Origin of the sequence: Pseudomonas saxonica (assembly GCF_007858365.1) — a bacterium.
In the GTDB taxonomy this organism is placed as follows: domain Bacteria; phylum Pseudomonadota; class Gammaproteobacteria; order Pseudomonadales; family Pseudomonadaceae; genus Aquipseudomonas; species Aquipseudomonas saxonica.
In genome coordinates this window covers 33,389-55,545 of the sequence record NZ_VFIO01000006.1, presented here as the reverse complement: position 1 = coordinate 55,545, position 22,157 = coordinate 33,389, and the positions used below count along the sequence as shown (strand labels likewise).

At 57.2% G+C, this 22,157-nt stretch carries 20 protein-coding genes and 1 pseudogene; 10 read left to right on the top strand and 11 right to left on the bottom strand.

The annotated features are described in order from the left end of the window. Positions 1 to 14: 14 nt before the first annotated feature. The gene (locus tag FJD38_RS15635; RefSeq protein WP_146386154.1) at positions 15 to 1,178 is read right to left on the bottom strand and encodes an acetyltransferase domain-containing protein; all 1,164 of its coding nucleotides are present in this window, start codon (positions 1,176 to 1,178) and stop codon (positions 15 to 17) included. A 196-nt stretch (positions 1,179 to 1,374) separates the two neighbouring features. On the opposite strand from FJD38_RS15635, the gene FJD38_RS15630 reads away from it, so the two are divergent. Both FJD38_RS15630 and FJD38_RS15625 read left to right on the top strand, forming a co-directional pair. Then, a complete protein-coding gene (locus FJD38_RS15630; protein WP_146386152.1) occupies positions 1,375 to 2,703 on the top strand; it encodes an MFS transporter in 1,329 nt (442 codons plus the stop codon). Then, complete coding sequence (locus FJD38_RS15625) at positions 2,700 to 3,902, top strand: benzoate/H(+) symporter BenE family transporter (RefSeq protein WP_146386150.1); 1,203 nt, start codon at positions 2,700 to 2,702, stop codon at positions 3,900 to 3,902. Before FJD38_RS15630 ends, FJD38_RS15625 begins: the two co-directional genes overlap by 4 nt. Before the next feature lie 21 nt (positions 3,903 to 3,923). Here FJD38_RS15625 and FJD38_RS24985 read toward each other — a convergent pair whose 3' ends face one another. Further along, complete coding sequence (locus tag FJD38_RS24985) at positions 3,924 to 4,046, bottom strand: hypothetical protein (RefSeq protein ID WP_280116029.1); 123 nt, start codon at positions 4,044 to 4,046, stop codon at positions 3,924 to 3,926. A 234-nt stretch (positions 4,047 to 4,280) separates the two neighbouring features. Here FJD38_RS24985 and FJD38_RS15620 point away from each other — a divergent pair, with 234 nt between their 5' ends. Beyond that, the gene (locus FJD38_RS15620; RefSeq protein ID WP_122782734.1) at positions 4,281 to 5,381 is read left to right on the top strand and encodes a polyamine ABC transporter substrate-binding protein; all 1,101 of its coding nucleotides are present in this window, start codon (positions 4,281 to 4,283) and stop codon (positions 5,379 to 5,381) included. Between the two features lie 30 nt (positions 5,382 to 5,411). Here FJD38_RS15620 and FJD38_RS15615 read toward each other — a convergent pair whose 3' ends face one another. From FJD38_RS15615 to FJD38_RS15585, 7 genes are read right to left on the bottom strand one after another with little or no spacing between them, the layout of a single operon-like run. Beyond that, entirely contained in the window at positions 5,412 to 7,508 is a 2,097-nt protein-coding gene (locus FJD38_RS15615) for a flagellar biosynthesis protein FlhA (protein ID WP_122782735.1), read from the bottom strand. Between the two features lie 2 nt (positions 7,509 to 7,510). Next, positions 7,511 to 8,641 (bottom strand): flagellar type III secretion system protein FlhB, encoded by a 1,131-nt coding sequence (gene flhB / locus FJD38_RS15610; protein ID WP_146386148.1) that lies wholly within the window; start codon positions 8,639 to 8,641, stop codon positions 7,511 to 7,513. Continuing rightward, positions 8,631 to 9,434: a flagellar biosynthetic protein FliR gene (fliR, locus tag FJD38_RS15605; RefSeq protein ID WP_122782737.1), complete on the bottom strand. Its 804-nt coding sequence runs from the start codon at positions 9,432 to 9,434 to the stop codon at positions 8,631 to 8,633. The genes flhB and fliR overlap by 11 nt, the downstream gene beginning before the upstream one ends. A gap of 2 nt (positions 9,435 to 9,436) precedes the next feature. Beyond that, positions 9,437 to 9,709 (bottom strand): flagellar biosynthetic protein FliQ, encoded by a 273-nt coding sequence (locus FJD38_RS15600; RefSeq protein WP_122782738.1) that lies wholly within the window; start codon positions 9,707 to 9,709, stop codon positions 9,437 to 9,439. Beyond that, positions 9,709 to 10,422 (bottom strand): flagellar type III secretion system pore protein FliP, encoded by a 714-nt coding sequence (gene fliP, locus FJD38_RS15595; protein ID WP_411172356.1) that lies wholly within the window; start codon positions 10,420 to 10,422, stop codon positions 9,709 to 9,711. The genes FJD38_RS15600 and fliP overlap by 1 nt, the downstream gene beginning before the upstream one ends. Positions 10,423 to 10,472: 50 nt before the next feature. Beyond that, positions 10,473 to 10,841 carry a flagellar motor switch protein FliN gene (gene fliN, locus FJD38_RS15590; RefSeq protein WP_146386146.1) on the bottom strand — a complete coding sequence of 123 codons (369 nt, stop codon included), beginning with the start codon at positions 10,839 to 10,841 and terminating at the stop codon, positions 10,473 to 10,475. Then, entirely contained in the window at positions 10,838 to 11,677 is an 840-nt protein-coding gene (locus FJD38_RS15585) for a FliM/FliN family flagellar motor switch protein (protein ID WP_146386144.1), read from the bottom strand. The genes fliN and FJD38_RS15585 overlap by 4 nt, the downstream gene beginning before the upstream one ends. A 337-nt stretch (positions 11,678 to 12,014) precedes the next feature. Between FJD38_RS15585 and FJD38_RS15580 the strand changes: the two genes are divergently transcribed. The 7 genes from FJD38_RS15580 to FJD38_RS15550 are packed head-to-tail and all read left to right on the top strand — an operon-like array spanning position 12,015 to position 19,017. Further along, positions 12,015 to 13,394 (top strand): sigma-54 dependent transcriptional regulator, encoded by a 1,380-nt coding sequence (locus tag FJD38_RS15580; protein WP_208727522.1) that lies wholly within the window; start codon positions 12,015 to 12,017, stop codon positions 13,392 to 13,394. A 52-nt stretch (positions 13,395 to 13,446) separates the two neighbouring features. After that, on the top strand, positions 13,447 to 13,779 hold the full coding sequence (fliE, locus tag FJD38_RS15575) for a flagellar hook-basal body complex protein FliE (RefSeq protein WP_146386142.1): 333 nt from the start codon (positions 13,447 to 13,449) through the stop codon (positions 13,777 to 13,779). Between the two features lie 5 nt (positions 13,780 to 13,784). Continuing rightward, positions 13,785 to 15,464, top strand: a complete 1,680-nt coding sequence (gene fliF, locus FJD38_RS15570; RefSeq protein ID WP_146386140.1) for a flagellar basal-body MS-ring/collar protein FliF — start codon at positions 13,785 to 13,787, stop codon at positions 15,462 to 15,464. After that, positions 15,436 to 16,491 carry a FliG C-terminal domain-containing protein gene (locus tag FJD38_RS15565; protein ID WP_122782744.1) on the top strand — a complete coding sequence of 352 codons (1,056 nt, stop codon included), beginning with the start codon at positions 15,436 to 15,438 and terminating at the stop codon, positions 16,489 to 16,491. Before fliF ends, FJD38_RS15565 begins: the two co-directional genes overlap by 29 nt. A 10-nt stretch (positions 16,492 to 16,501) precedes the next feature. After that, positions 16,502 to 17,194, top strand: a complete 693-nt coding sequence (gene fliH / locus FJD38_RS15560; protein ID WP_122782745.1) for a flagellar assembly protein FliH — start codon at positions 16,502 to 16,504, stop codon at positions 17,192 to 17,194. Between the two features lie 3 nt (positions 17,195 to 17,197). Beyond that, complete coding sequence (gene fliI, locus FJD38_RS15555) at positions 17,198 to 18,517, top strand: flagellar protein export ATPase FliI (protein ID WP_146386138.1); 1,320 nt, start codon at positions 17,198 to 17,200, stop codon at positions 18,515 to 18,517. Positions 18,518 to 18,543: 26 nt separating this feature from the next. Then, positions 18,544 to 19,017 (top strand): flagellar FliJ family protein, encoded by a 474-nt coding sequence (locus FJD38_RS15550; protein WP_146386136.1) that lies wholly within the window; start codon positions 18,544 to 18,546, stop codon positions 19,015 to 19,017. A gap of 98 nt (positions 19,018 to 19,115) precedes the next feature. Here FJD38_RS15550 and FJD38_RS15545 read toward each other — a convergent pair. Beyond that, positions 19,116 to 19,999, bottom strand: a pseudogene (locus FJD38_RS15545) (tetratricopeptide repeat protein). A gap of 547 nt (positions 20,000 to 20,546) precedes the next feature. Beyond that, a complete protein-coding gene (locus FJD38_RS15540; protein ID WP_122783587.1) occupies positions 20,547 to 22,157 on the bottom strand; it encodes an ABC transporter ATP-binding protein in 1,611 nt (536 codons plus the stop codon).

Below are 22,157 nucleotides of genomic sequence, written 5' to 3'. Positions count from 1 at the left end.
GGAAAAACTCATTGTCAGAAGTATTTCAGCCATGACACATCTCGACGCCGGTTTTTGAGTGCTGCAAACCAGCGCACGGGCACGTAAAGCGCCGCAGCCAGCAACACAGCCATCAGCCAGACGGTGACGATACTGTCGAATCCAAAGTAACTGCCCTGATTAAGACCGAACACCGCGACGCCGATCAGATAAAGCACTTTCAAGGCGTATAGATGGAGCAGATAGAAAAACATGGGCGCCGCACCAAACACCGCGAGGGTGCGAACCCAGGCACGCTGCTGCGCTCGCTCAAAGGCCAGTAACAGCAGCAGGCCTGCACCCAGCGTCAATGCCAGGAACAGCAGGGAAGGCGGGTACTTGGTGATGTTGAAGAAGCTCATCAGGGTGGCCAGCCAGTGTTCGTGCTTCACCCACGCAGCCTCGCCATACCCATTGAATAATCGCAACAGCACAAAGCCGAGCAGGGCGCCCAAACCTGCCCGCAACAGGTATTGCTGACGCTGGCTGGCCGAGGCGCTGCGTGCGAACCACGGGCCCATGCAGTACCCCAGCGCGATCACACCTATCCATGGCAATAGCGGGTACGACGTGCGCAGTCGCAGGTTCTGCGAGAACTCGATCCAGCCGCGATCATGCAGCACCGCCCACGGCACATGCAGGGCTGAACCCTGCGGGAAATGGACTGAATCGAGCAGGTTGTGCCCGCCAATAATGATTAACGCCACGAGTAACAGCAGCGGGCGCGGCAACCATACCAGCGCCGCCAAAGCCATCATGCTGACGCCAATGGCCCAGATCACTTGCAGGTAAATCACTGTGGGGGGGAATTGAAAGGTCCAGGCGAAGTTGACCAGCGTGAACTCCAGCACCACCAGAAACAGCCCGCGCTTGAACAGAAAGGCCGAAACGTCGCGAGTGCCCTGATATTTTTCGCCGAACAGGTACGCCGAAAGGCCCGTCAGCAATACGAATACTGGCGCGCACAGATGAGCGAGGGTGCGGCTGAAAAACAGGACGGGGTCGGTGAGTTCAATGTTCATCGGGTCTGCGACCTGGCGATGTAAAAAGAATGTTTCGCGCACATGGTCCAACAGCATAAACAGAATCACCAACCCGCGAAGGGCGTCGATGGACAGCAAGCGCTGGCTTGAAGGCGGGGCATGGAGAGTGGTTGTCATTAGAGGGTCACAAACAAGGGGAAGGCGGAAAGACTGTTACCTTATAACATCTCAGATGCGATTGTCATCCCGTTAACAGCGATGCAGGAAATGGATAGCGATGCGCAGAAATCGGCTAGAGGCATGCAAACCCCCTCCCTATGCTGCTTAAACCTGCACGTGCAGCGACCACAATAAAAACAAGAGTGACGACGCCATGCGAGAGATAGACGTTCATCAGGTGATTGATAACGCACGTTTTAGCCGCTTCCACGGCTCAGTGGTGGCGCTGTGTGCGCTGCTACTGATTTTTGATGGCTACGACCTGCTCATTTTCGGCGTGGTGCTCCCGTCCATCATGCTGGAATGGGGGCTAACCCCCTTGCAAGCGGGTGCACTGGGCAGTTATGCGCTGTTCGGGATGATGTTCGGGGCATTAGTGTTCGGCACGCTGGCCGACAAAATCGGGCGCAAAAAAGGCATCGCGATTTGCTTCTTGCTGTTTTCCACCGCCACCTTGGTCAATGGTTTTGCCAGCAATCCGACGGAGTTCGGCCTATGTCGTTTCATCGCCGGTTTAGGTTGCGGCGGGCTGATGCCCAATGCCGTGGCGCTGATGAGCGAGTATGCGCCCAAGCGCTTGCGCAGCACGCTGGTGGCAATCATGTTCAGCGGTTACTCACTGGGCGGTGTGCTTGCGGCGGGCGTGGGTATCTATTTGCTGCCGCAGTTCGGCTGGCAGTCGATGTTTTTTGCAGCAGTGGTGCCGCTGTTGTTGCTGCCGGTGATTCTCTGGCTGTTACCAGAGTCCGTGGGCTTTCTATTGCGTCAGGGGCAAACCGGAAAAGCGCGACGCATCCTGCAAAAAATCGACCCGGCACTGGCAGGTGGCGAGCATGACACTTTGTTCATGGCAGATACCAAGGGGAGAGGGGCTGCTGTTCTGGAGCTGTTTCGTGACGGTCGGGCCCTGCGTACGCTGTGTTTATGGGTGGCGTTTTTCTGTTGCCTGTTAATGGTCTACGCCTTGAGTTCATGGCTGCCGAAAATGATGGCGAGCGCAGGCTATAGCCTCGGTTCGAGCCTGTCATTTCTGTTGGTGCTTAATTTCGGCGGCATGGTCGGGGCCGTGTTTGGCGGCTGGCTGGGAGACCGTTTGAGTTTGAGCAAAGTGATGGTGGTGTTCTTCCTCGTCGCCGCCGTGACAGTCACCTTGCTGGGGTTCAAAAGTGCGCCCTTGTTGTTGTATCTGCTGATCTTTGTGGCCGGTGGCACCACAGTCGGTACGCAAATCCTCCTGTATGCGGTCACGGCACAGAGCTACGGCCAGTCGATTCGCTCCACCGGCCTTGGCTGGGCCTCCGGTATTGGCCGCAATGGCGCGATTCTCGGACCGCTGCTGGGGGGCGCGCTGATGGGCATGAACCTGCCGCTGCAACTCAACTTTATGGCGTTCGCCGTGCCGGGGGCAGTGGCTGCACTGGCCATGTTGCTGTTCACCTTCAGCCCGCAACGGCGCGTGGTCGAAGCGGTGGCTTATCCATGAAAACGGTGTTCAAGGACTGCTCGTTGTCCGCGCTGATTGCCGGAGTGATCGCCACGCTGATTTCTTATGCCGGGCCGCTGGTGATTGTGTTTCATGCGGCGCAAAGCGCGCAGTTGTCACCCCGGATGTTGTCCTCCTGGGTGTGGGCCATCTCTATCGGCAGCGCTGTACTCGGCGCTGCCTTGAGCCTGCGCTATCGCGTGCCGGTCGTGATCGCCTGGTCCATTCCGGGGTCTGCTCTGCTGGTCGGGGCGCTGCCACAGATCGGTATTAATCAGGCGGTGGGGGCGTATCTGGTGGCGAATGTGATCTTGTTGCTGATGGGGGTTACGGGGGCATTCGATCGCATCATTAAACGCTTGCCAGGTTCAATTGCCGCCGGCATGCAGGCAGGTATTCTGTTTGCCTTCGGGGTTGAGGTGTTTCGTGCATTGCCCGTGCAACCGGGGTTGGTGCTGGGCATGTTCATCACCTATATCGTCATGCGCCGCTCCTGGCCGCGCTATGCCGTTGCGGGCGTGCTATTGGCGGGTGTCGCTATCACGTTATCAAGCGGGAATTTGCGCGCCGAGGCGTTGGTGTTCGAGTGGGCGACCCCGCAGTGGATCAGCCCTGAGTTCAGTCTGTCAGCCACCTTGAGCCTTGCGTTACCGCTGGTGCTGGTCGCACTCACCGGGCAGTTTGTGCCGGGTATGGCGGTGCTTCGCACAGCGGGGTACACCACTCCGGCCAGTCCGATCATCAGCAGTACGGCAATCGGTGGTTTGCTGCTGGCCCCGTTCGGTTGTCACGGGCTTAATCTGGCGGCCGTTACCGCCAGCTTGTGTGCCGGCAAGGAGGCCCACGAAAACCCCCGGCGCCGTTACATTGCGGCATTGTCGGGCAGTGTGGCTTACCTGCTGTTCGGCATTGCAGGGGCGACAGTGGTGTCGGTGTTTGAGGCTTTGCCAGCGGCCTTGATCGCCGCATTGGCGGGCTTGGCCTTGTACGGAGCCATTAGCGCTGCGCTGGTGCGCAGCCTGAGCGAACCGCAGGAGCGCGACGCCGGGTTGTTCACCTTTTTGGTGACGGCCTCGGGTGTGTCCTTTTTAGGGTTGTCCGCAGCATTCTGGGGGTTGCTGTTCGGCCTGTTGGTCCACGTGGTGACCATTGCGAGGCGCCCTGTAGCCGCCCCCGTCCCCGTAGCTGCTGACGAGTAGTGCTGCTACGGGTCCTGAGCCTTACACCACGCTGGTCAGGCCGCATAATCCTTCATCGACGCACGACGCTGAATGCGGGCGTAATTGAGCAAAATATTGACGCGCCGGCTCTGCGACAAAGCCGTTGATCGCCGTGAAAGACATCCTGTTCTCCCTCTACATCAGTAGTTTAACGGTGGCAGATACCGATTGGGTCACACAGATTGGCCAGATCCATCCCTTTTTGGCCGGTCTGCCACTGTGATCCGGCAAAGTGCTCAGCAAGAATCAAAACCACTGACACTCTAATAAGAAAATAATAGATGTGCCCTTGGCCATTTGCAGGCCGCTGCCGTGTACAGAACCTGGCGATCTCACGCCACTTTGGGGAACTCCTTCATGGTCTCGATAAAACATTTACTGGGCGCAGCCGTGTGCTCGCTGTCGCTGCTGGCCGCTGCCGTGCACGCTGAACAGCGTGAGCTGCGTGTTTATAACTGGGCGGATTACATCTTGCCGTCCGTGCCCAAAGACTTTGCCCGCGAGACGGGCATCCGTGTGATATGGGACACGTTCGATACCAATGAATCCCTTGAGGCCAAGTTACTGACCGGCAACTCGGGCTATGACCTGGTGGTGCCGTCCAATCAGTTTCTCGACACCCAGATCAAAGCCGGGGTGTTCCAGAAGCTCGACAAGTCCAAACTGCCCAACTGGCAGCATCAGGACCCGGCCCTGCTCAAACTGTTGGAAGCGAATGACCCCGGCAACCAATACGCTGTGCCGTATATGGTCGGCACCGTGTTGATCGGCTTCAACCCGGCCAAGGTCAAGGCAGCGCTGGGTGACGACGCGCCGGTGGACAGTTGGGACCTGGTGTTCAAACCCGAGAACATGGAAAAACTCAAATCCTGTGGCGTAGCGATGCTCGACTCGCCGTCAGAAATTCTGCCGGTGGCGTTGCACTACCTGGGTTTGGACCCCAACAGTGAAAACCCGGCCGACTATGAAAAGGCCAAGGCGCTGATGCTGAAAATCCGCCCCTACGTCACCTACTTCAATTCCGCCAAGTACATGACCGACATCGCCAATGGCGATATTTGCGTGGCCATCGGTTACTCGGGCAGCTTTTATCAGTTTGCCAATCGTGCCAAGGAAGCCGGTAACGGCGTAGTGGTTGACTGGCGCTTGCCTAAAGAGGGGGCGCCCATCTGGTTCGACACCTTCGCGATTCCTAAAAGTTCGAAAAACGTCGAAGAGGCTCACCAGTTTCTGAACACCTTGCTGGAGCCAAAGGTGATTGCCGGGATCAGTGATTTCCTCGGCTACCCCAACGCCAACAAAGACTCGCTGGCGTTGATCAACAAGGACATTACCGACAACCCCAACCTGACACCGACGCCTGAGGCCTTGAAGTCGTTGTACATCGTCAAACCGCTGCCGCAGAAACTGGAGCGGGTGCGCACCCGCACCTGGACCAGTATCAAGTCGGATAAGTAAGTCGATCACAGGGACCGCAGGTCATACGCGCTAGCCCAAGGTCCCGACTATGTTAACGCTGACGTTTTCCGGTATTTCGTTCTGCGACAGCACGTGCAGCCCCGGGCTGAACACTCGGGCATAGCGGGCCAACAGCGGGCGCAGTTGCGGCATGACGGTCAGCACCGGAGGGTGGCCGTCCTTGCGCAGTTTCTCTTTGACAATCGGCATGGCATTTTGCAGCTGGTTAAGCAGATTCGGCTCCACCGCAATGCTGTCCAGGCTCACCGGCCCGGCTTGCTGGGCAATGCTCAGCGCGCCGAGCAAGGTGTTCTCAAGGGCGTTATCCAACACAAAGACACTGACTTCGTCGCGGCGCCCGGTAATGCTGGCCACGATATTGCGGCGCAATGCATAGCGCACATCCGCCGCCAGCAGCACCGGATCCTTGGTGTTTTCACTGCTTTCTACCAAGGCGCTAGCCACCGTGACGATGTCGCGCAGTGAGATGTTTTCGGTCAGCAACTGGCGGTACACCTTGTGTTGTTGGGTGTAGTTGAGCTGCGCTTTAAGGTTGTCTGCCAGCTTGGGCGCCACTTCGCCGAGGCGTTGCATCAGATGGTCGACATCGTCGTGTTTGAAAATATCGGCCAGGTGATCGCGAATCACTTTGTTCAAGTGTGTGGCCACCACGCCCGCGCAATCCACCACTTGATAACCGAGGTTGAGCGCCCGACTTTTATCGGCAGGCTTGATCCATACCACCGGCATTTTATAAGCCGGATCAATACCCAGGATGCCATCGATTTCGCCATACAACTGCGCTGAGGCAATCGCCATCAGGTGGTCTGCATGCACCTCGGCGCCCTCGATCTGCTCGCCGTTGATATGGATCGCGTAATAGGCCGCTTTGAGTCGCAAACTGTCGCGCATGTGGATTTCAGGCAACAGAAACCCCAGGTTTTCTGACAAAGACTGGCGCAACCCGCGCACCCGGTGTGTCAACGGTGCGCCCGCTGCTTCGTTGACCAGCCCGACCAATTTGTAGCCCAGAGACACTGACAGCCGTTCAACGTGAGGAATGTCTTCCCACGCCAAAGTGTGGGCACGCTCGTGCTGCATGGATTCGCTGAGTGCGCTGACCGCGTCGAGTTCTTGCGCCTCTGTCGGTGATTGATAGCGCGAGACACACCACGCCAGCCCGGCCACCACCGCGGCAAAGCTGAGAAAGGCCAGATGCGGCATGCCCGGCACAATGCCCAGCACCAGCAGAATGCCGGCTACGGTGTACAGCAGACTGGGGGATGCCAGCAACTGTCGGCGCACCTGGGTGGTGATTTCGGCGGACTCATTGATACGCGTCACGATCAGGGCTGCGGCGGTTGACAGCAGCAACGCCGGGATTTGCGCCACCAGACCGTCGCCGATGGTCAACAACGCGTACTGTTTGAAAGCCAGCCCGGCAGGCAAGTCGTAAACGAACATGCCAATGGCAAAACCGCCAAACAGATTGATGGTGAGGATCAGGATGCCAGCGATCGCATCACCGCGTACAAACTTCGAAGCGCCGTCCATTGCACCGTAGAAGTCGGCTTCCTTGGCGATGGTCTGGCGGCGCTGTTTGGCTTGATCCTGGGTAATCAGACCGGCATTGAGGTCGGCATCGATCGCCATTTGCTTGCCGGGCAGGGCGTCCAGGGTGAAGCGCGCTGTTACCTCGGAAATACGCTCGCCGCCTTTGGTCACCACCATGAAGTTGATGATCATCAGGATCACAAATACGATCATGCCGACAATAAAGTTGCCGCCGATCACCACCTCACCGAAGGCCTCAATCACTTTGCCGGCTGCGCCCGTGCCCGTATGGCCTTCGAGCAGCACAATACGGGTAGACGCTACGTTAAGGGTCAGGCGCAACAGGGTTGTGACCAGAATCACGGTGGGGAACAGCGAAAAATCCAGCGGGCTTTTCGAGGACACGCTGACCATCAATACCAGCACCGCCATGGCAATGTTGAACGTGAACAACACGTCCAGCAGCAAGGGCGGCAAGGGCAAGATGATCATCGCCAGAATGGACAGGATCACCACCGGGATGCCGATACGTCCGCTGCGAAGTGTCGGCAGGAGGGTGTGCAGTACGTTCATGATTACGCCTTGTTCGCCATGCGTTCTGGAATAGGGAGGTTGTCGGGCAGTTGCGGCTTGGCGCGCAGGCCGCTTTTGTAGGCTTTTAGTTGCAGGATGTAGGTCAGCACGTGTGCCACGGCGGCATACAGCGGGCTCGGAATCTGTTGGTTGATCTGTGTGCTGAAGTAAATCGCCCGGGCCAGCGGCGGTATCTCCAGCACCTCCAGCGCGTTGGCGGCCGCCATCGTGCGGATGTACAAGGCCATCTCGTCGACGCCTTTTGCCACCACGTAAGGGGCCTGGGCTTTTTTGATGTCGTATTTGAGCACCACGGCGTAGTGCTGTGGGTTGACGATCACGGCGTCAGCGGTCTTCATCACGTGGCTGACCTGGCGCTGAGAAATCTGGCGCTGAATCTGTTTGATCCGCGCTTTGACCTCGGGACGGCCTTCCTGATTTTTATGTTCTTCCTTGCGCTCCTGCTTGGTCATGCGCAGCTTTTTAAGAAAGAAATACTTTTGGATCGGGATGTCGATGGCGGCGAACACCACGAAGATGCCCATCAGCGCCAGCAAGGTATCAAACAGAATTCTGAAAGAGGTGCCGATGGCGGTCAGCAAACTGGTGCGTTGCAGCGCAATCAGGTGCGGCACGGCATCACTGATCAGCGTCCAGGCCACGGCAATCAACAAGGCGATCTTGAGCATCGACTTGATCAGTTCAATCCAGTTCTGCTTGGAGACTATCCGGCCCAGCCCGGTAACAGGATTGAGCTTGCTGAATTTTGGCGCGAAGTTTTTGGCCACAAATACCCACCCGCCCGGGACCAGCGAAAACACCACCACCAAAACGCTGGTGAGCAGCAAGGGGGCGAGCATCTGGATAAACAAACCGAGGTTGTGAGCCAGTATCAGGGTGAGGTCGTGCTGGGTGATCTCGCTCCAGTTGAGGTTCAAAAACGAAATGCGAAAACTGTCCTGAAACCCCTGATAAAAGCGCTCAAAGGTGAGCCTGAGGATAAACAGCGTCACCAGCAGCGACACCGTGGTGGAAAGGTCCTTGGAGCGCGTGACCTGGCCGTCCTCGCGGCTTTTGCGCAGCTTTTGCTGCGAGGCTTCTTCGGTCTTTTCCTGGGTGCTGTCATTGGCCACCTTGACCGTCCTCCATCATCAGGCCGATGTTGTCCAGCAACTCGCGGGTCAGGTGCAAGTAGTGTTCCGGCAGGTTAGGGATGGTCATGTAAATGCACAGCAGGCCGACCACAATGGTGATCGGGAACCCCAGTGAAAACAGGTTCATGGACGGGGAAATACGGTTCAGCAGGCCAAAGCAGAACTGCACCAGCACCATGCAGAACACCATCGGCAGGGTCAGTAACACGGCGGCGCTGAACACCCAGGCAATGGCTTTGATAAACAGGGTGTAGCTGTGATAGTTCAGGCCGCTGCCCACCGGCCAGTGACTGAAACTTTTGAACAGCACACTCAGCACCAGCAGGTGCCCGTCAATGGCCAAAAACAGAAAGGCCAGCAACACGAAATACAGTTGGTAAACGATGGAGGACGAGGACACCCCGTTTATCGGGTCGTTGTAGCGGGCCATGCTCATGCCCATTTGCGACGACACCACCTCGCCGACCACGCTGAACACTGTGAACACCAGTTGCAGGGTCAGCCCGAGCATCAGGCCGAAGGCGATCTGCTCCAGGGCGGTCATCACACCACGGGCAGACAAGGGGTCAATCTGGGGCACTGTCGGCAACGCGGCGCCCACGGCCGCCGTAATGACCAGTGCCAGCAACACACGGATTTTTCGCGACATGGCCTTGTGATTGAACAGCGGCGCCATGCTGAACACGGCCATCAACCGACAAAAAGGCCACCAGTAACCCTGCAAGGCCTGCAAATACTGACTGGCCTGGAACAGCGGCTCAGTTGCGTGCATGGTCAACCCACCAATGTTCCGGCTTGCTTGAAGGTTTCGATAAACAGGTCGCTGAGGGTACGCAAGATCCAGTTGCCGCCCCAAATCAGCATCCCGAGGGTGATCAGCAGGCGCGGCAAGAAGCTGAGCATTTGCTCATTGATCTGGGTCGCGGCTTGAAACACGCTAACCACCAAGCCCCCTAGCAGGCTCGGTACCACCAGCACGCAGACAATCAGTGCGGTGATCTGTATCGCATTGCTGACAAGGCCTGCGGCGATTTCCGGGGTCAGCATCAGCCACCTCCAAAGGGTTGAATACTGGAGGTCAGGGTGCCCACCAATAGCGCCCAGCCGTCGACCAACACAAACACCATCAGCTTGAAGGGCAGTGAAATCATCATGGGCGAGAGCATCATCATGCCCATTGCCATCAGTACACTGGCCACCACCAGATCAATCACCAGAAACGGCAAGAAAATCATGAAGCCCAGTTGAAAAGCGGCCTTGACCTCGCTGAGCACGAAGGCCGGGAGCAGCAAAGAGAAATCCAGGGTTTCCAGGTTTTGTGGCAAAGGCTCGTTGGCCAGCGCCACCATGGTTTCAAGCGATGCCTTGTTGGTTTGCGCCAGCATGAAACCGCTGATGCTCTTCTTGGCGACTTCGAGGCCTTGTTCCATGGATATCTGGTCGCTTTGAAAAGGTTCATAGGCCTCGCTGTAGATCTCCATCCACACGGGGCGCATCACCAGCATGGTCAGGCACAGGGCAATGCCGATCAAAATCTGGTTGGGCGGGCTTTGCTGCAAGCCAAGCGCCTGGCGCAAAATGGCCAGCACGATGATGAAGCGGGTAAAGCTGGTCATCATCATGAGCATGGCAGGCAGAAAACCCAGCAGGGTCATCATGATCAAGATCTGCAGCTTGATGCTCAGCACCTGGCCTGTTTCGCTGTCATTGAGGCTGAACAGCGAAATGTCACCGCTGGCGGCCACGGCGGGCATCGGCATCAGCACCGTGAGCAGCAACAGGCAGCACCGGGCGACCTGCTTGAACCGGCTCATCCGCTCAGATCACTGAGGGTTGAGCCACACAGCTCAACAATCCTCAGGCCATAGTTGCCATTGACCACCACCACCTCGGCCTTGGCAAAGAGGGCGCCGTTGACCTTCACGTCCAGCGGCGCTCCCGCCAGTTTGTCGAGGGCAATTACGCTACTGATGTCCACGTCCATCAACTCGCGCAACGTGATGTCGGTAGAGGCCACCTCAAGGGTCACGTTGACCGGGATCTTGCCGAAGAACTTCAAGTCCTGCTGGGGCAATGGTTCACGGGCAGGAGGGGCGGGCAGGGCAGGCCCTTGCTCGAGGTCAAGCTGAGTATCATCGAGCAAGCTGTCCAGTTCGGTATCGCTAAGGGAGGTGTTCATGGGCTTTTGACACTGTCCAGTGAGGTTAAATACAAGGCCCCGTCATCTTCGGCGAGGGTTGCGTAGAACAACTTTTGCTGCTTGATGTGCACCTCGCAGCGCTCCAGCAAACGCACCATCACAATGTCATCGACGTTCAACGCCAGAACGCTGACCAATGGCATTTGCAGGCGGGCCAGTACGCAATCCAGGCGCACTGGCAATTGGCTAATACGCTGTTCGTCGGGTTGCGCCGTGAGTGCCGGGGCAGGTTCGCTGAGATGGCGGGTCAGTTCGTCAACGGCGTGGGTGTCGAGAAACAGATGGACCGAGGCGTCGACCCCCGCTTCCAGGTTGCCAAACACAAACTCGACGCAATAGCCCCAGTGAATCTCTTCATAGGTACTGACCGCGTCGTCAATGTGCTGCAAGGGTGTCCCCCCGTTGAGCATCCGCGCGCATATCCGGCAAAGGTCGATACCCATTCTGGCGAGCAGGCGGGTTTCCGACGCACTGACCGGAGGGTCATTCTGGCTGGTCGGACTAATGCCGCCGTAATAACTTTCAAGTAACTCGGCCAACAGAGGGCGATCAATACTAAAACCTAACGTGCCGATTTCAGTGTGATAGCGACAATCGGGCGCCCGGGTAAAGTGTTCGTGAATACGCACGTGCTGCAAATCACTGTTGATTCGGTACTGGCTCAGAAAATAATCAGGAATAACCCGGGCATACTTGTTAGTCATCCCTTTTATATAGTCAGGCACTTTGTGGTAGTGCCGCCCGAGTTTCTCAGGCTTTAAAAACGTGAGCACTTCAACGGGCACCGAGTGCTGAACTTTTGTGTGAGGCGTCATGGTGATTGCAACATTCTCTGAGTACCGCCGGGAGGGTCACTGAATGTGGCAAAAACTAACGCTTATGGGCGGGGCAGGCTAATCAAAAACTATCAAAAGGCCTATTTGACAAGGGCTTGATAAGCCCGGCGAAGATTTGATGATTCATGATTTTTCAGCGCTTGGGGGCTCGGGGTAATGTTTGCCAGCGTCGTCGCTGTCAAACACTCATCTACCTGTTCAGTACGGCGCAGCGCAATAAAAGTGTCATGAATCTGCCTTCGGGCATGTCTGTCAGCCGCCTGAAGCACGGCGATTTATAGAGCAGGGACTTACGGTGAGATCAGTCAATAGTGCGTTGAGTTATTCCAGTGTTGGGCACTCTAAAACAGCGACACAGTCGTCGGCTGTCATTGTTGTCGGGCACCCGGAGTGCCGTGGCTATTCAAAACTGGTCGACAGTTTGACACAACTACAGTGCACGGTTGAGTGCCATGAAAGTTGTGAGCAACTTGCGCCGTCCTCGCTCACAAGCGCCACGTTGGTGTTTATTTTGGTCAGCGGTTATAACCCGCAGTTATTGCAGGCCGATGTGGTTCATTTGATTCGTCGCGCAGCGCATATCAGTGTGATTCCCGTTGTCGAATATGCCGAGCAGGACAGGGCGGCGGCCTTGATGGACAGCGGTTGTGTCGATTACCTGTTAGCCCCGTTCTGTGCGTCTCAGATAAAGGCTGTGCTGGAGCGTCAAGCCGCTTCGGCCAGTGTGCAGGACAGTTTTGTCTCCTGTTCAACGGCCAGTCGACGCCTGTTGGCGATGGCCCAGCGGCTGGCGGGCACCCGGGCGCCGATCCTTATCACGGGCGAAACGGGCACCGGAAAAGAGATGTTGGCACGCTACATCCATCGGTTTTCCTCCGCTGACAGTGCTCCCTTTGTGGCCGTCAATTGCGCTGCCATCCCTGAGCAAATGCTCGAATCGTTGTTGTTTGGCCACGAGCGCGGAGCCTTTACCGGAGCTGTCAGCGTGCAGCCGGGCAAGTTCGAAATGGCCAATGGCGGCACGCTGTTGCTGGATGAAATCGGTGAATTGCCCTTGGGTTTGCAAGCCAAATTGCTGCGCGTGCTCCAGGAACAGCGGGTCGAACGGCTCGGCGGACAAAAGGAAATCGCTCTGAATGTGCGCATTATTGCCGCCACCAACCGTGACCTTGGCGCTGAAGTGGCCGCGGGCCGGTTTCGTGCCGACTTGATGTTCCGCCTGGATGTGCTCCCCTTGCATATCACCCCGTTGCGTGAGCGCCAAGAGGACATTCTGGCCTTGGCCAGACGCTTTATTGACCAGTACGCGGCGCAGGAACATCGCGATGACCTGCTCACTGACGAGGCGTGTCAGGTGCTCTTGCAGCACGACTGGCCGGGTAATGTGCGTGAGCTTGAAAACACGCTGCAACGCGCGTTGGTGTTGCGCAAAGGACTCTTTATTCAACCCCGCGACCTGGGGCTTTGCAGCCCCTTGCAAAACACCGTTGCCGCTTTGCCCGACAACCCCTTGTCCCACGGCAAGGCCGCCTTGCGTGCAACGGGTAAATGGGCCGAATACCAGCATGTGCTGGATGCCATCCGCAAATGCGACGGCCACAAAAGCAAGGCCGCGCAAAGCCTTGGCATGACCCCGCGAGCCCTGCGATACCGCCTGAGCGCCATGCGCGATCAAGGCGTACGGGTGCCGGTTTGAGCCTTCCCTTTACATTCAACTTCCCTTGGCCATAGCGATGGAGACTTTCCTCATGACCTCAATCCAGAGCGTCCAGCAACAGATGTTGGGCCAGATGGAACAGGCCACAAGCCTGCTGCACACCCCCGTCATCCAACCCTCAGCCGTGTTTGATCAGGGCGCTGAAACAGGCATTGGCCTGGCCTTCGATCAGGCACTGAAAGCTGTCGACGCACAGCAGCATGTGGCGAGTAACGCGATGGCCGCTGTGGACAGCGGGCTGAGCGACAACCTCGCAGGCGCGATGATAGAAAGCCAGAAAGCGAGCGTAGCGTTCAGTGCGTTGTTGCAAGTGCGCAATAAATTGACCACGGCATTTGATGACGTGATGAGAATGCCGGTGTAACGACAATGAGTGCTGACGTGCTGCAAACAATCAACGAAAAATTCAAGGCGCTGCTCGCCGGGTTCAAACTTGATCCGCGAGTTGCGTTGGGTTTGATGGCCGGTGTCGCGGCGTTGCTGGCGATCAGCGCGGTGTTGTACCTGTGGCGCGACCAGGGCTCATTGCGCCCGCTCTATGGTGCGGGCGAAGCGTATCCTGCGGCACAGGTGATGCAGGTGCTGGATGCCGATCAAATCGCTTACCAGCTGCATCCGCAAAGCGGCCAGATTATGGTCCGGGACACTGACCTTGCCCGTGCGCGCATGTTGCTCAGTGCCAAAGGTGTGCAGGTGGCAGTACCGGTCGGTTACGGTCTGTTCGATAAGGACGAGCCGCTGGGCACCAGCCAGTTTGTGCAGGATGTGCGGCTCAAGCGCAGCCTGGAAGGCGAGTTGGCCCGCACCATCATGAGCCTGAAGGGGATTGATAGCGCGCGCGTTCACCTGGCGCTGCAAGAGAGCAATTCATTCGTCATCAGTAATCGTGACCCTGCCAAGGCCTCGGTGATGGTGCAAATGAACGCGGGCAGCAAACTCGACCCTGAACAGGTCGGTGCGATTGCCCGTCTAGTGGCCAACAGCGTCCCCAAGCTTGAGGTCGCAGACGTGAGTGTGGTGGACCAGTACGGCACGCTTTTATCCCGTGGCCTCACGGAGGGCGATACCGGGCCGCAGCAGAGCCGCCAGCAGGTCGAGGACTATCAGCAGCGGATCACGGGCAATGCCGAACAGGTGCTGGCGCCTATCTTGGGTAATGGCAATTACCGGATAAGCGTGGCTGCCGACATCGACTTCAGCCAGAAAGAAGAAACCGTTCAGGCGTTCGGTGCTACCCCACACGTGCGCAACGAAGAGCTGCGCGATGAAAGCGTGCTCGACCAGTTGGCGCTGGGCGTGCCCGGGTCGCTCAGCAACCGCCCGGTCCCGCCTTCCGGCGGGGCGGCGTCTGCGGTCGGCACACCGCCGGCAACTGCGGACAAGGGCGCCACTTCACTGCGCAAAGAGTCGAATCGCAAACTGGATTACGACCAGAGCGTCACCCACGTCAAACACGCTCCCTTCAACGTGCGCAGCCAAAGCATTGCCGTCGTGCTCAATGGCAGCACTGAGGCGGATGGCGGCTGGCCGCCTGCCGCCCGTGCAGAGCTGGAGGCGATGTTAAAAAGTGCGGTGGGGTTCAACGCCGCCCGCGGCGATGTCCTGACCTTGAGCGTGTTCCCTTTTGCAGCGTCAGACCTGTCTGTCGCTCCTCCCGTCTGGTGGCAGCAGGAGACGTTCCTTGAGCTGGTCAAACTGGGCGTGATCGCGCTTGTCAGTTTATTGCTGCTGTTCCTGGTGGTGCGTCCGGCACTGTCCCGCTTGATGGGGCGCTCGCAGGCGCAAAGCCTGCAGGGGCATGACCCGCTGAAGGTGGGCAGCGAGAGTGCTGAACGGGCGCTGCCTGCAAGCCTGGCTGCCGAGAACAGACCCAGCATGCTGGGCGAACTGAACCCGCTGTCTGAAATTCAACTGCCTGCGGCGGGATCGGGGCTTGAGTTACAGGTCGAACACTTGCAGATGCTGGCTGAAAATGACCCCGAACGCGTGTCGGAAGTGATCAAACAATGGATAGGTCGCAATGAAAGCAGTCTCCCCTCGTCCAACTGACGTCATGCAGGAGCTGCGCGCACGTACGGCGCAGAACCGCAGCATGAGTTCACTCGAACAAGCGGCCATTCTCATGCTGAGCATGGGTGACGGCGTGTGTGCGGGAGTGCTCAAGCATTTCTCCCGCGAAGAAATTGTGATTATCAGCCAGGCGATGGCCCGCCTCAGTAATGTCAAACAACCGATGGTGTCGGAAGTCATCTGCCGGTTTTTTGATGACTACAAAGAGCAAAGCAGCATCAAGGGCGCCTCGCGCAGCTACCTGTCGGGCATGCTCGGCAAAGCCTTGGGCAGTGACATCACCCGCAGCCTGCTGGACAGCATCTATGGCGAAGAAATACGGGCAAAAATGGTCAAGCTGGAATGGGTTGATCCCAAACAGTTCGCTACCCTGATCGCCAATGAACATGCGCAAATGCAGGCCGTTTTTCTGGCCTTTCTGCCGCCGGGCATGGCCAGCGAAGTGCTTGAACACATGCCGGACTGGCGCCGCGACGAACTCTTGTATCGCATCGCCAACCTCAGCGAAATCAACAGCGATGTGATCAAGGAACTGGAGCAACTGATCGAACGAAGCCTGTCGGTGCTGTCCACCCAAGGCTCCCAAGTTCGCGGGGTCAAGCAGGCGGCCGATATCCTTAACCGTTACAAGGGCGACCGCGAGCAGATGTTTGAACTGCTGCGTGCTCAGGACACAACGCTGGTGGAGCGCATTGAAGATGAGATGTATGACTTCTTCATCCTCTCCCGGCAAACCCAGGACGTGCTGCAAACCTTGCTCGAAGCCATCCCGTTGAGCGAATGGGTGGTTGCGCTCAAGGGTGCAGAACCGGCATTGGTCAAGGCGATACAAGGCGCGATGCCGCGCCGCCAGATGCAGCAGATGGAAGCCCAGACCCGCAGGCAGGGGCCGGTGCCCCGCAGTCGCGTAGAACAAGTGCGCAAAGAAATCATGGCCATTGTCCGTGAAATGGCGACTGAAGGCGGTTTGCCTGTGCAGTTATTCCGTGAGCAAACGGTTGAGTGAGGGGTAGCGCGTGTCGATCAAAGTGGTAAAAGGCGCCAGTGTTGAGTGGCGGCCATATCGATTTTCGCCTTTGCCTGACCTTGAAGCGCAAGCGCTGATCAATGATCCGATTGCGTTTCAGCGGGCCATCGCCGAGGGTTTTCAGGAGGGCAATGAAAAAGGCTATCTGGAAGGTCTGGCACAAGGTCGTGAGTCAGGCCATCAGCAGGGCTTCACTGCGGGCCATGAGGAAGGGCTCAAGCAAGGGCTGGTTCAAGGGCAACGCGATGGCCGTCTGGCATTCGATCAAGCCAGTGAGCCGCTGCAAGCGACGAATAATCTGTTGCGCACTTTTATGGCCGAGTTCGAGCGCAAACGCCGTGAAGAACTGCTGGCACTGGTGAAGAAGGTCAGTGAACAGGTGATCCGCTGCGAATTGACCTTGAGCCCCATGCAACTGCTGACCCTGGCCGAAGAGGCGTTGTCAGGCATGGCGCTGGAGTCTGAAGACGTGCACATCCAGTTGCACCCGCAAGAATTTGCCCGCATCAAGGATTTGGCGCCCGATCGCGCCGCCGCCTGGCGTCTGGTGGCCGATGACACCCTGGCCTTGGGCGAGTGCCGCATCGTCACCCCTCAAGCGGAGGTCGATGTCGGCTGCCAGCAGCGGCTGGATGCCTGTGTGTCGACCCTCAGCGAGCACCTGCACCTGATTGAGGAATAACCTGTGCTCAAACGGTTCAAGCTGGATGAGGCGTTACGCTCATTGGACGCCGTGCAACTGGCCAAGGTCAGCGGCAGGCTGGTACGCATGTCGGGCATGTTGCTCGAAAGCATTGGCTGCCAGCGGGTGACGGGTCAACGCTGCTACATCGAACAGGCCGATGGCAGCCTGCTGGATGCGCAGGTGGTGGGTTTCAATCGCGACATCACTTACCTGATGCCCTTTAAAAAGCCCTTGGGCTTGAGTTCCAGTTCGCGCGTGTTCCCGGCCCGTGATGATGCCGCCTTGCAAATTGATGAGTCCTGGCTGGGCCGGGTCCTCAACGGGCTGGGGGAGCCGATGGATGAGGGGGGCAAACTGAGCGGGCGAGATACCCTCACCACCGAGCTGCCCAAGGTCAGTCCGCTCAAGCGCCAGCCGGTTACCGAGCCCTTGGACGTGGGTGTGCGCGCAATCAACGCCTTGCTGACACTGGGCAAAGGTCAGCGTGTGGGCTTGTTTGCCGGTAGCGGTGTGGGCAAGAGCGTATTGCTGGGCATGATCACCCGGCAGACCAAGGCTGATGTAGTGGTGGTCGGGTTGATCGGTGAGCGGGGTCGTGAAGTTCAGGAATTCATTCAGCATTCGCTTGGTCCAGAGGGGTTGCGCAAAGCCGTGGTGGTAGTGGCTCCGGCCAACGAGTCACCGTTAATGCGCCTCAAAGCCGCCGAGTTGTGCCACAGCATTGCGGCTTACTTTCGTGATCAGGGGCATGACGTGTTGTTACTGGTGGACTCCCTGACGCGCTATGCCATGGCTCAGCGTGAAATTGCCCTGGCGCTTGGCGAGCCGCCTGCGACCAAAGGCTATCCGCCTTCAGTGTTCGGGATGCTGCCCGAACTGGTCGAAAGTGCAGGCAACGGCGAGTGCGCGACAGGCAGCTTGAGTGCGCTCTATACCGTGCTGGCCGAAGGCGATGATCATCAAGATCCGATTGTCGACTGTGCCCGTGCCATCCTCGACGGTCATATTGTGTTGTCGCGCAAGCTGGCTGATGTCGGTCATTACCCGGCCATTGATGTGGCGGCTTCCGTGAGCCGTTGCATGAGCCAGATCACTGACCGAAAACACCTCAACGCCGCCCGCCAGTTCAAGGAATACGCCAGTCTGTATGACGGTATCAGGGAGTTGCTTCCGTTGGGTGGCTATACACCGGGCATGGACCCCGGCACGGATCGTGCGGTGAAACTGGCGCCCAACATCGAGCGTTTTTTGCGTCAGGACGTAGGCGCCAGCGCAGAGCTGAAAGCCTGCATCGAAACGCTGCAAAGCATTGTCAGGTAAGGCATGGGTAGGGGAGTGCGTCAGGCATGAAGGACCGCATCAGAGTGCTTAACCGGCTGGCTGGGTTGCGAGCCCTGCAAGTGCGTCAGGTGATGGGCCGGGTGACGTATCAGCAAAATCTCTGCCAGCGTTATCGCAATAACATTGCCGCGCTGACCCGGCTGTGCGACGTCAACAGTGTTACCAGCACGCCCTTGCAGCGCCATAACGTGCAGCAATACAAGGCGACTTTGCATGCCATGAATAACTTGCAGGTGCGTGAGTTGAAGCTGGCCGAGCAAAACCTTGATCGCATCCAGCAAGAGCTCTTTGCCGTGATGCGCCAGGAGAAGGTACTGGCGCAGGTTATCGATGAAAAAATGCGTGTGTGGCAGGCATCGTTGGCTCTTCAAGAGCAGAAGATACAGGACGGTCTGGCCAGCCAGGCGTGGTGGAGGAATTCGGTAGATGCGGTGTTGCCGGTCAAAGGGGAAGAAGGGCATTCACGCAGTCGCGGATAAGCACTGAATGCCTTAACTCATCTGTGCGGTGCACGGCCGGGAATCGGATCGTGAGTGTAACCATGATATTTCCCGGGCCTAGATATTCAAAAAGATTGCTACTGATCTGGCTTCCAGTTCGGTCTGTCTGCTTCATAACCCTGGGTTGGGTTGGGTGGGGTGGGAGGGGGTGGTCTTTAATAAGGTCTGGGAATTTAAGCTCGGGGTTTGCCAGGAGCTTTAGGTAGTAGTCGTTATAAACCTCATACAAGTCGTCGTTTGGCATGTACCACATAGCTTCATGTGGGGGTGTAGTTTTGCAGAACAGGTTTTTCATTGTTCGCGCTGAACTATCATTGCCAAGTGATAAGCCTTTTTGGTAGTTATTAAGGGCGATGGGAAAGTTGCTTTTGACGATTTCGTAATAAGAGCCTAGCTCGTAGTAGGCTTGTCCATACCCTTGATCTGCAGCACATTGCGTATATTCTAGTCCGAGCGCGTCTTTATTGCCTATATATATGTATTGCTTGCCGAGTTCTGTAAGTGCAGCCGGATTGCCCATTCTCGCGGCCTTGTCCAAAAATGTGAGGCCATCTGTGGCTGGATTTTTAACTCCAGCTCTGTTCCCAATCATAGCCCCCATATTATAAAAACCTTGTGGGATATCAAGATCAATCATGCGCTGGTATAGGTCGATAGCCTTTTGGGTGTCTTTTTCTACACCTCCGGGCCAACCGGTGCGGTATAGAGCTGCGAGGTTATGCATAGCCTTCCAGTGATCGCGCTCAACTGCTTTGCTATAAAGTTCAACTATGCGATCCCAAGGTCGTAAAGTGTCCGGCTTTGCTAACAGTACGGCTTCTCTGTACCAAGCATCTGCCAAAGGGTCAAGTGAGGGTAAGTTGTCTTTTTCATGGGCGCATATAAAAGTTTTAGGGTCGGCCATCACTGAAACTCCGGAAGTCAAAAACAAAGCTAAGGCAATACTAATTAATGCGCGCATTAGTCCACCGTAAATGCAGGACTATAGGGTGTTGTTATGTCCCAGAAGCGCTGGAGATGTGACTTGAGGGGCGTGCCTTTTATCCTCGCTTTCCAGTTTTTATCCATTTGATCATTCCAATACTTGAAATTCTCACTCGCAGATAACTCAATTTTGTTGGCATGCATCCCCCACAACTCTCGTTTGCGAAGGGCTGTGCAGGCGGTTGTTCGAGCGGGGATGTAGCTTTCGGGATGAATGGAAGCCGGGACAGTGAGCGAGGCATAGAGATTCCTTGCGCGAGGGAGGTCTGAATCGGGTCAGAACTCAGTAGGTCGCGAAGGTAACAACCACAGATGCACGCTGGATGTAGGACACCTCTGGTGATTCAAAGGCCAAGAGCGGGAGTTGCGTAGGATTAATCGAGTATTGGATGGGGTTATTGAGTGATTGGCGATGGATTTATGACGTCAGCGCCACCGATCGCAGCCTTCGTTCCTCGACAGCGGCTACAAGAGCAAGGCAAGAGCAAGAGCAGGAACACTGCACTTGCACTTGCGTTTTACCGTTATGCCAATACGGCGTCCACCGCCCGTTCTGGCACTTTCAAACTGCTGGCTTGCAACAACTCCCGCGTATAGGGATGTTGCGGGTTTGCAAAGATCGAATGCGCATCCCCTTGCTCCACCACTTTGCCATCCTTGATCACAATCATGTCGTGAGCCAGTGCATGCACCACGGCCAGGTCATGGCTGATAAACAGGTACGTCAGGCCATGCCGGGCTTGCAGGTCTCGCAGCAGGTCAACCACTTGTTTCTGTACCGTGCGGTCAAGCGCCGAGGTGGGTTCGTCCAGCAAGATCAACGCCGGTTCCATGATCAACGCACGGGCGATTGAGATCCGTTGGCGCTGGCCTCCGGAAAATTCGTGGGGGTAACGATGGCGACTCTCCGGGTCGAGCCCCACTTCCTGCAAGACACGAATAACCGCCGCCTCGCGTTCTTGCACGGTGCCTATACCGTGGGCCAGTAAGCCCTCGCTGATGATTTGCTGCACAGACATGCGCGGGCTGAGGCTGCCAAACGGGTCTTGAAAGACCACCTGCATTTGCCTGCGTAAAGGACGCAGCAGGTTCTGGTTGAGCAGGTTCAGGTGTTTGTTGGCGAAGCGAATGTCGCCCTCGCTGTCCACCAGCCGCAATATCGCCTGACCCAAGGTGGATTTGCCTGAGCCAGACTCCCCGACGATGCCAAGGGTGCGGCCTTTTTTTAGTTCAAAACTGACCCCGTCTACCGCTTTGATGTATTGCCGCTCACGGCTGAACAAAGGCTTGGGCAACGGGAACCAGACTTTGAGGTTGTCAACTTGCAGCAGGTTATGTCGGTATTCGCTGCTGACCGGATGACCGCTGGGCTCGGCTTCGATCAACATGCGGCTATAGGGGTGCTTGGGCTCACGGAACAGGTTCTGGCAACTGGCTTGCTCGACAATTTCGCCACCGCGCATCACGCACACGCGCTGGGCGATTTTACGCACCAGGTTAAGGTCATGGCTGATCAGCAGTAACGACATGCCCAGACGCTGCTGCAGGTCGATCAGCAGCTCAAGAATTTTCTGTTGCACGGTCACGTCCAGCGCCGTGGTCGGTTCGTCGGCGATTAACAGTTCCGGCTCGTTAGCCAGCGCCATGGCAATCATCACCCGTTGCCGCTGACCACCGGACAGCTGATGCGGGTAGGCGTTGAGGCGTTGTTGCGGGTCACGTATGCCGACCAGTTCCAGCAGTTCAAGGGTGCGGGCGCGAGCAGCGCGGTTTTTCAGCCCTTTGTGGGTGATGAGAATTTCGCTGATCTGTTTTTGCACGGTGTGCAGCGGGTTGAGCGAGGTCATCGGTTCTTGAAAAATCATCGCGATCCGGTTGCCGCGCAGGCTGCGCAATTGGCTATCGCTGGCCGTCACCAAATCTAACCCGCCATAGCGGATACTGCCTTGTGTCTGCACATCCTTGCCGGGCAGCAGGCGCAGGATTGAGTGCGCGGTCACGGACTTGCCGGAGCCCGACTCACCCACCAGCGCCAGGCACTCGCCGCGGCGGATGTCGAGGTTGATGCCGTGAACCACTTCCTTGCCGCCAAAACCAACCCGCAGGTCGCGTATTTCAATCAGGTTTTCGCTCAT

What these genes read in the sequence shown, in the direction of transcription:
- FJD38_RS15635 (WP_146386154.1), bottom strand. Translation starts at nt 1,178, where the DNA reads ATGACAACCACTCTCCATGCCCCGCCTTCAAGCCAGCGCTTGCTGTCC.
- FJD38_RS15630 (WP_146386152.1), top strand. Translation starts at nt 1,375, where the DNA reads ATGCGAGAGATAGACGTTCATCAGGTGATTGATAACGCACGTTTTAGC.
- FJD38_RS15625 (WP_146386150.1), top strand. Translation starts at nt 2,700, where the DNA reads ATGAAAACGGTGTTCAAGGACTGCTCGTTGTCCGCGCTGATTGCCGGA.
- FJD38_RS24985 (WP_280116029.1), bottom strand. Translation starts at nt 4,046, where the DNA reads ATGTCTTTCACGGCGATCAACGGCTTTGTCGCAGAGCCGGCGCGTCAA.
- FJD38_RS15620 (WP_122782734.1), top strand. Translation starts at nt 4,281, where the DNA reads ATGGTCTCGATAAAACATTTACTGGGCGCAGCCGTGTGCTCGCTGTCG.
- FJD38_RS15615 (WP_122782735.1), bottom strand. Translation starts at nt 7,508, where the DNA reads ATGAACGTACTGCACACCCTCCTGCCGACACTTCGCAGCGGACGTATC.
- fliR (WP_122782737.1), bottom strand. Translation starts at nt 9,434, where the DNA reads ATGCACGCAACTGAGCCGCTGTTCCAGGCCAGTCAGTATTTGCAGGCC.
- FJD38_RS15600 (WP_122782738.1), bottom strand. Translation starts at nt 9,709, where the DNA reads ATGCTGACCCCGGAAATCGCCGCAGGCCTTGTCAGCAATGCGATACAG.
- fliP (WP_411172356.1), bottom strand. Translation starts at nt 10,422, where the DNA reads ATGCCGATGCCCGCCGTGGCCGCCAGCGGTGACATTTCGCTGTTCAGC.
- fliN (WP_146386146.1), bottom strand. Translation starts at nt 10,841, where the DNA reads ATGAACACCTCCCTTAGCGATACCGAACTGGACAGCTTGCTCGATGAT.
- FJD38_RS15585 (WP_146386144.1), bottom strand. Translation starts at nt 11,677, where the DNA reads ATGACGCCTCACACAAAAGTTCAGCACTCGGTGCCCGTTGAAGTGCTC.
- fliE (WP_146386142.1), top strand. Translation starts at nt 13,447, where the DNA reads ATGACCTCAATCCAGAGCGTCCAGCAACAGATGTTGGGCCAGATGGAA.
- fliF (WP_146386140.1), top strand. Translation starts at nt 13,785, where the DNA reads ATGAGTGCTGACGTGCTGCAAACAATCAACGAAAAATTCAAGGCGCTG.
- FJD38_RS15565 (WP_122782744.1), top strand. Translation starts at nt 15,436, where the DNA reads ATGAAAGCAGTCTCCCCTCGTCCAACTGACGTCATGCAGGAGCTGCGC.
- FJD38_RS15550 (WP_146386136.1), top strand. Translation starts at nt 18,544, where the DNA reads ATGAAGGACCGCATCAGAGTGCTTAACCGGCTGGCTGGGTTGCGAGCC.
- FJD38_RS15540 (WP_122783587.1), bottom strand. Translation starts at nt 22,157, where the DNA reads ATGAGCGAAAACCTGATTGAAATACGCGACCTGCGGGTTGGTTTTGGC.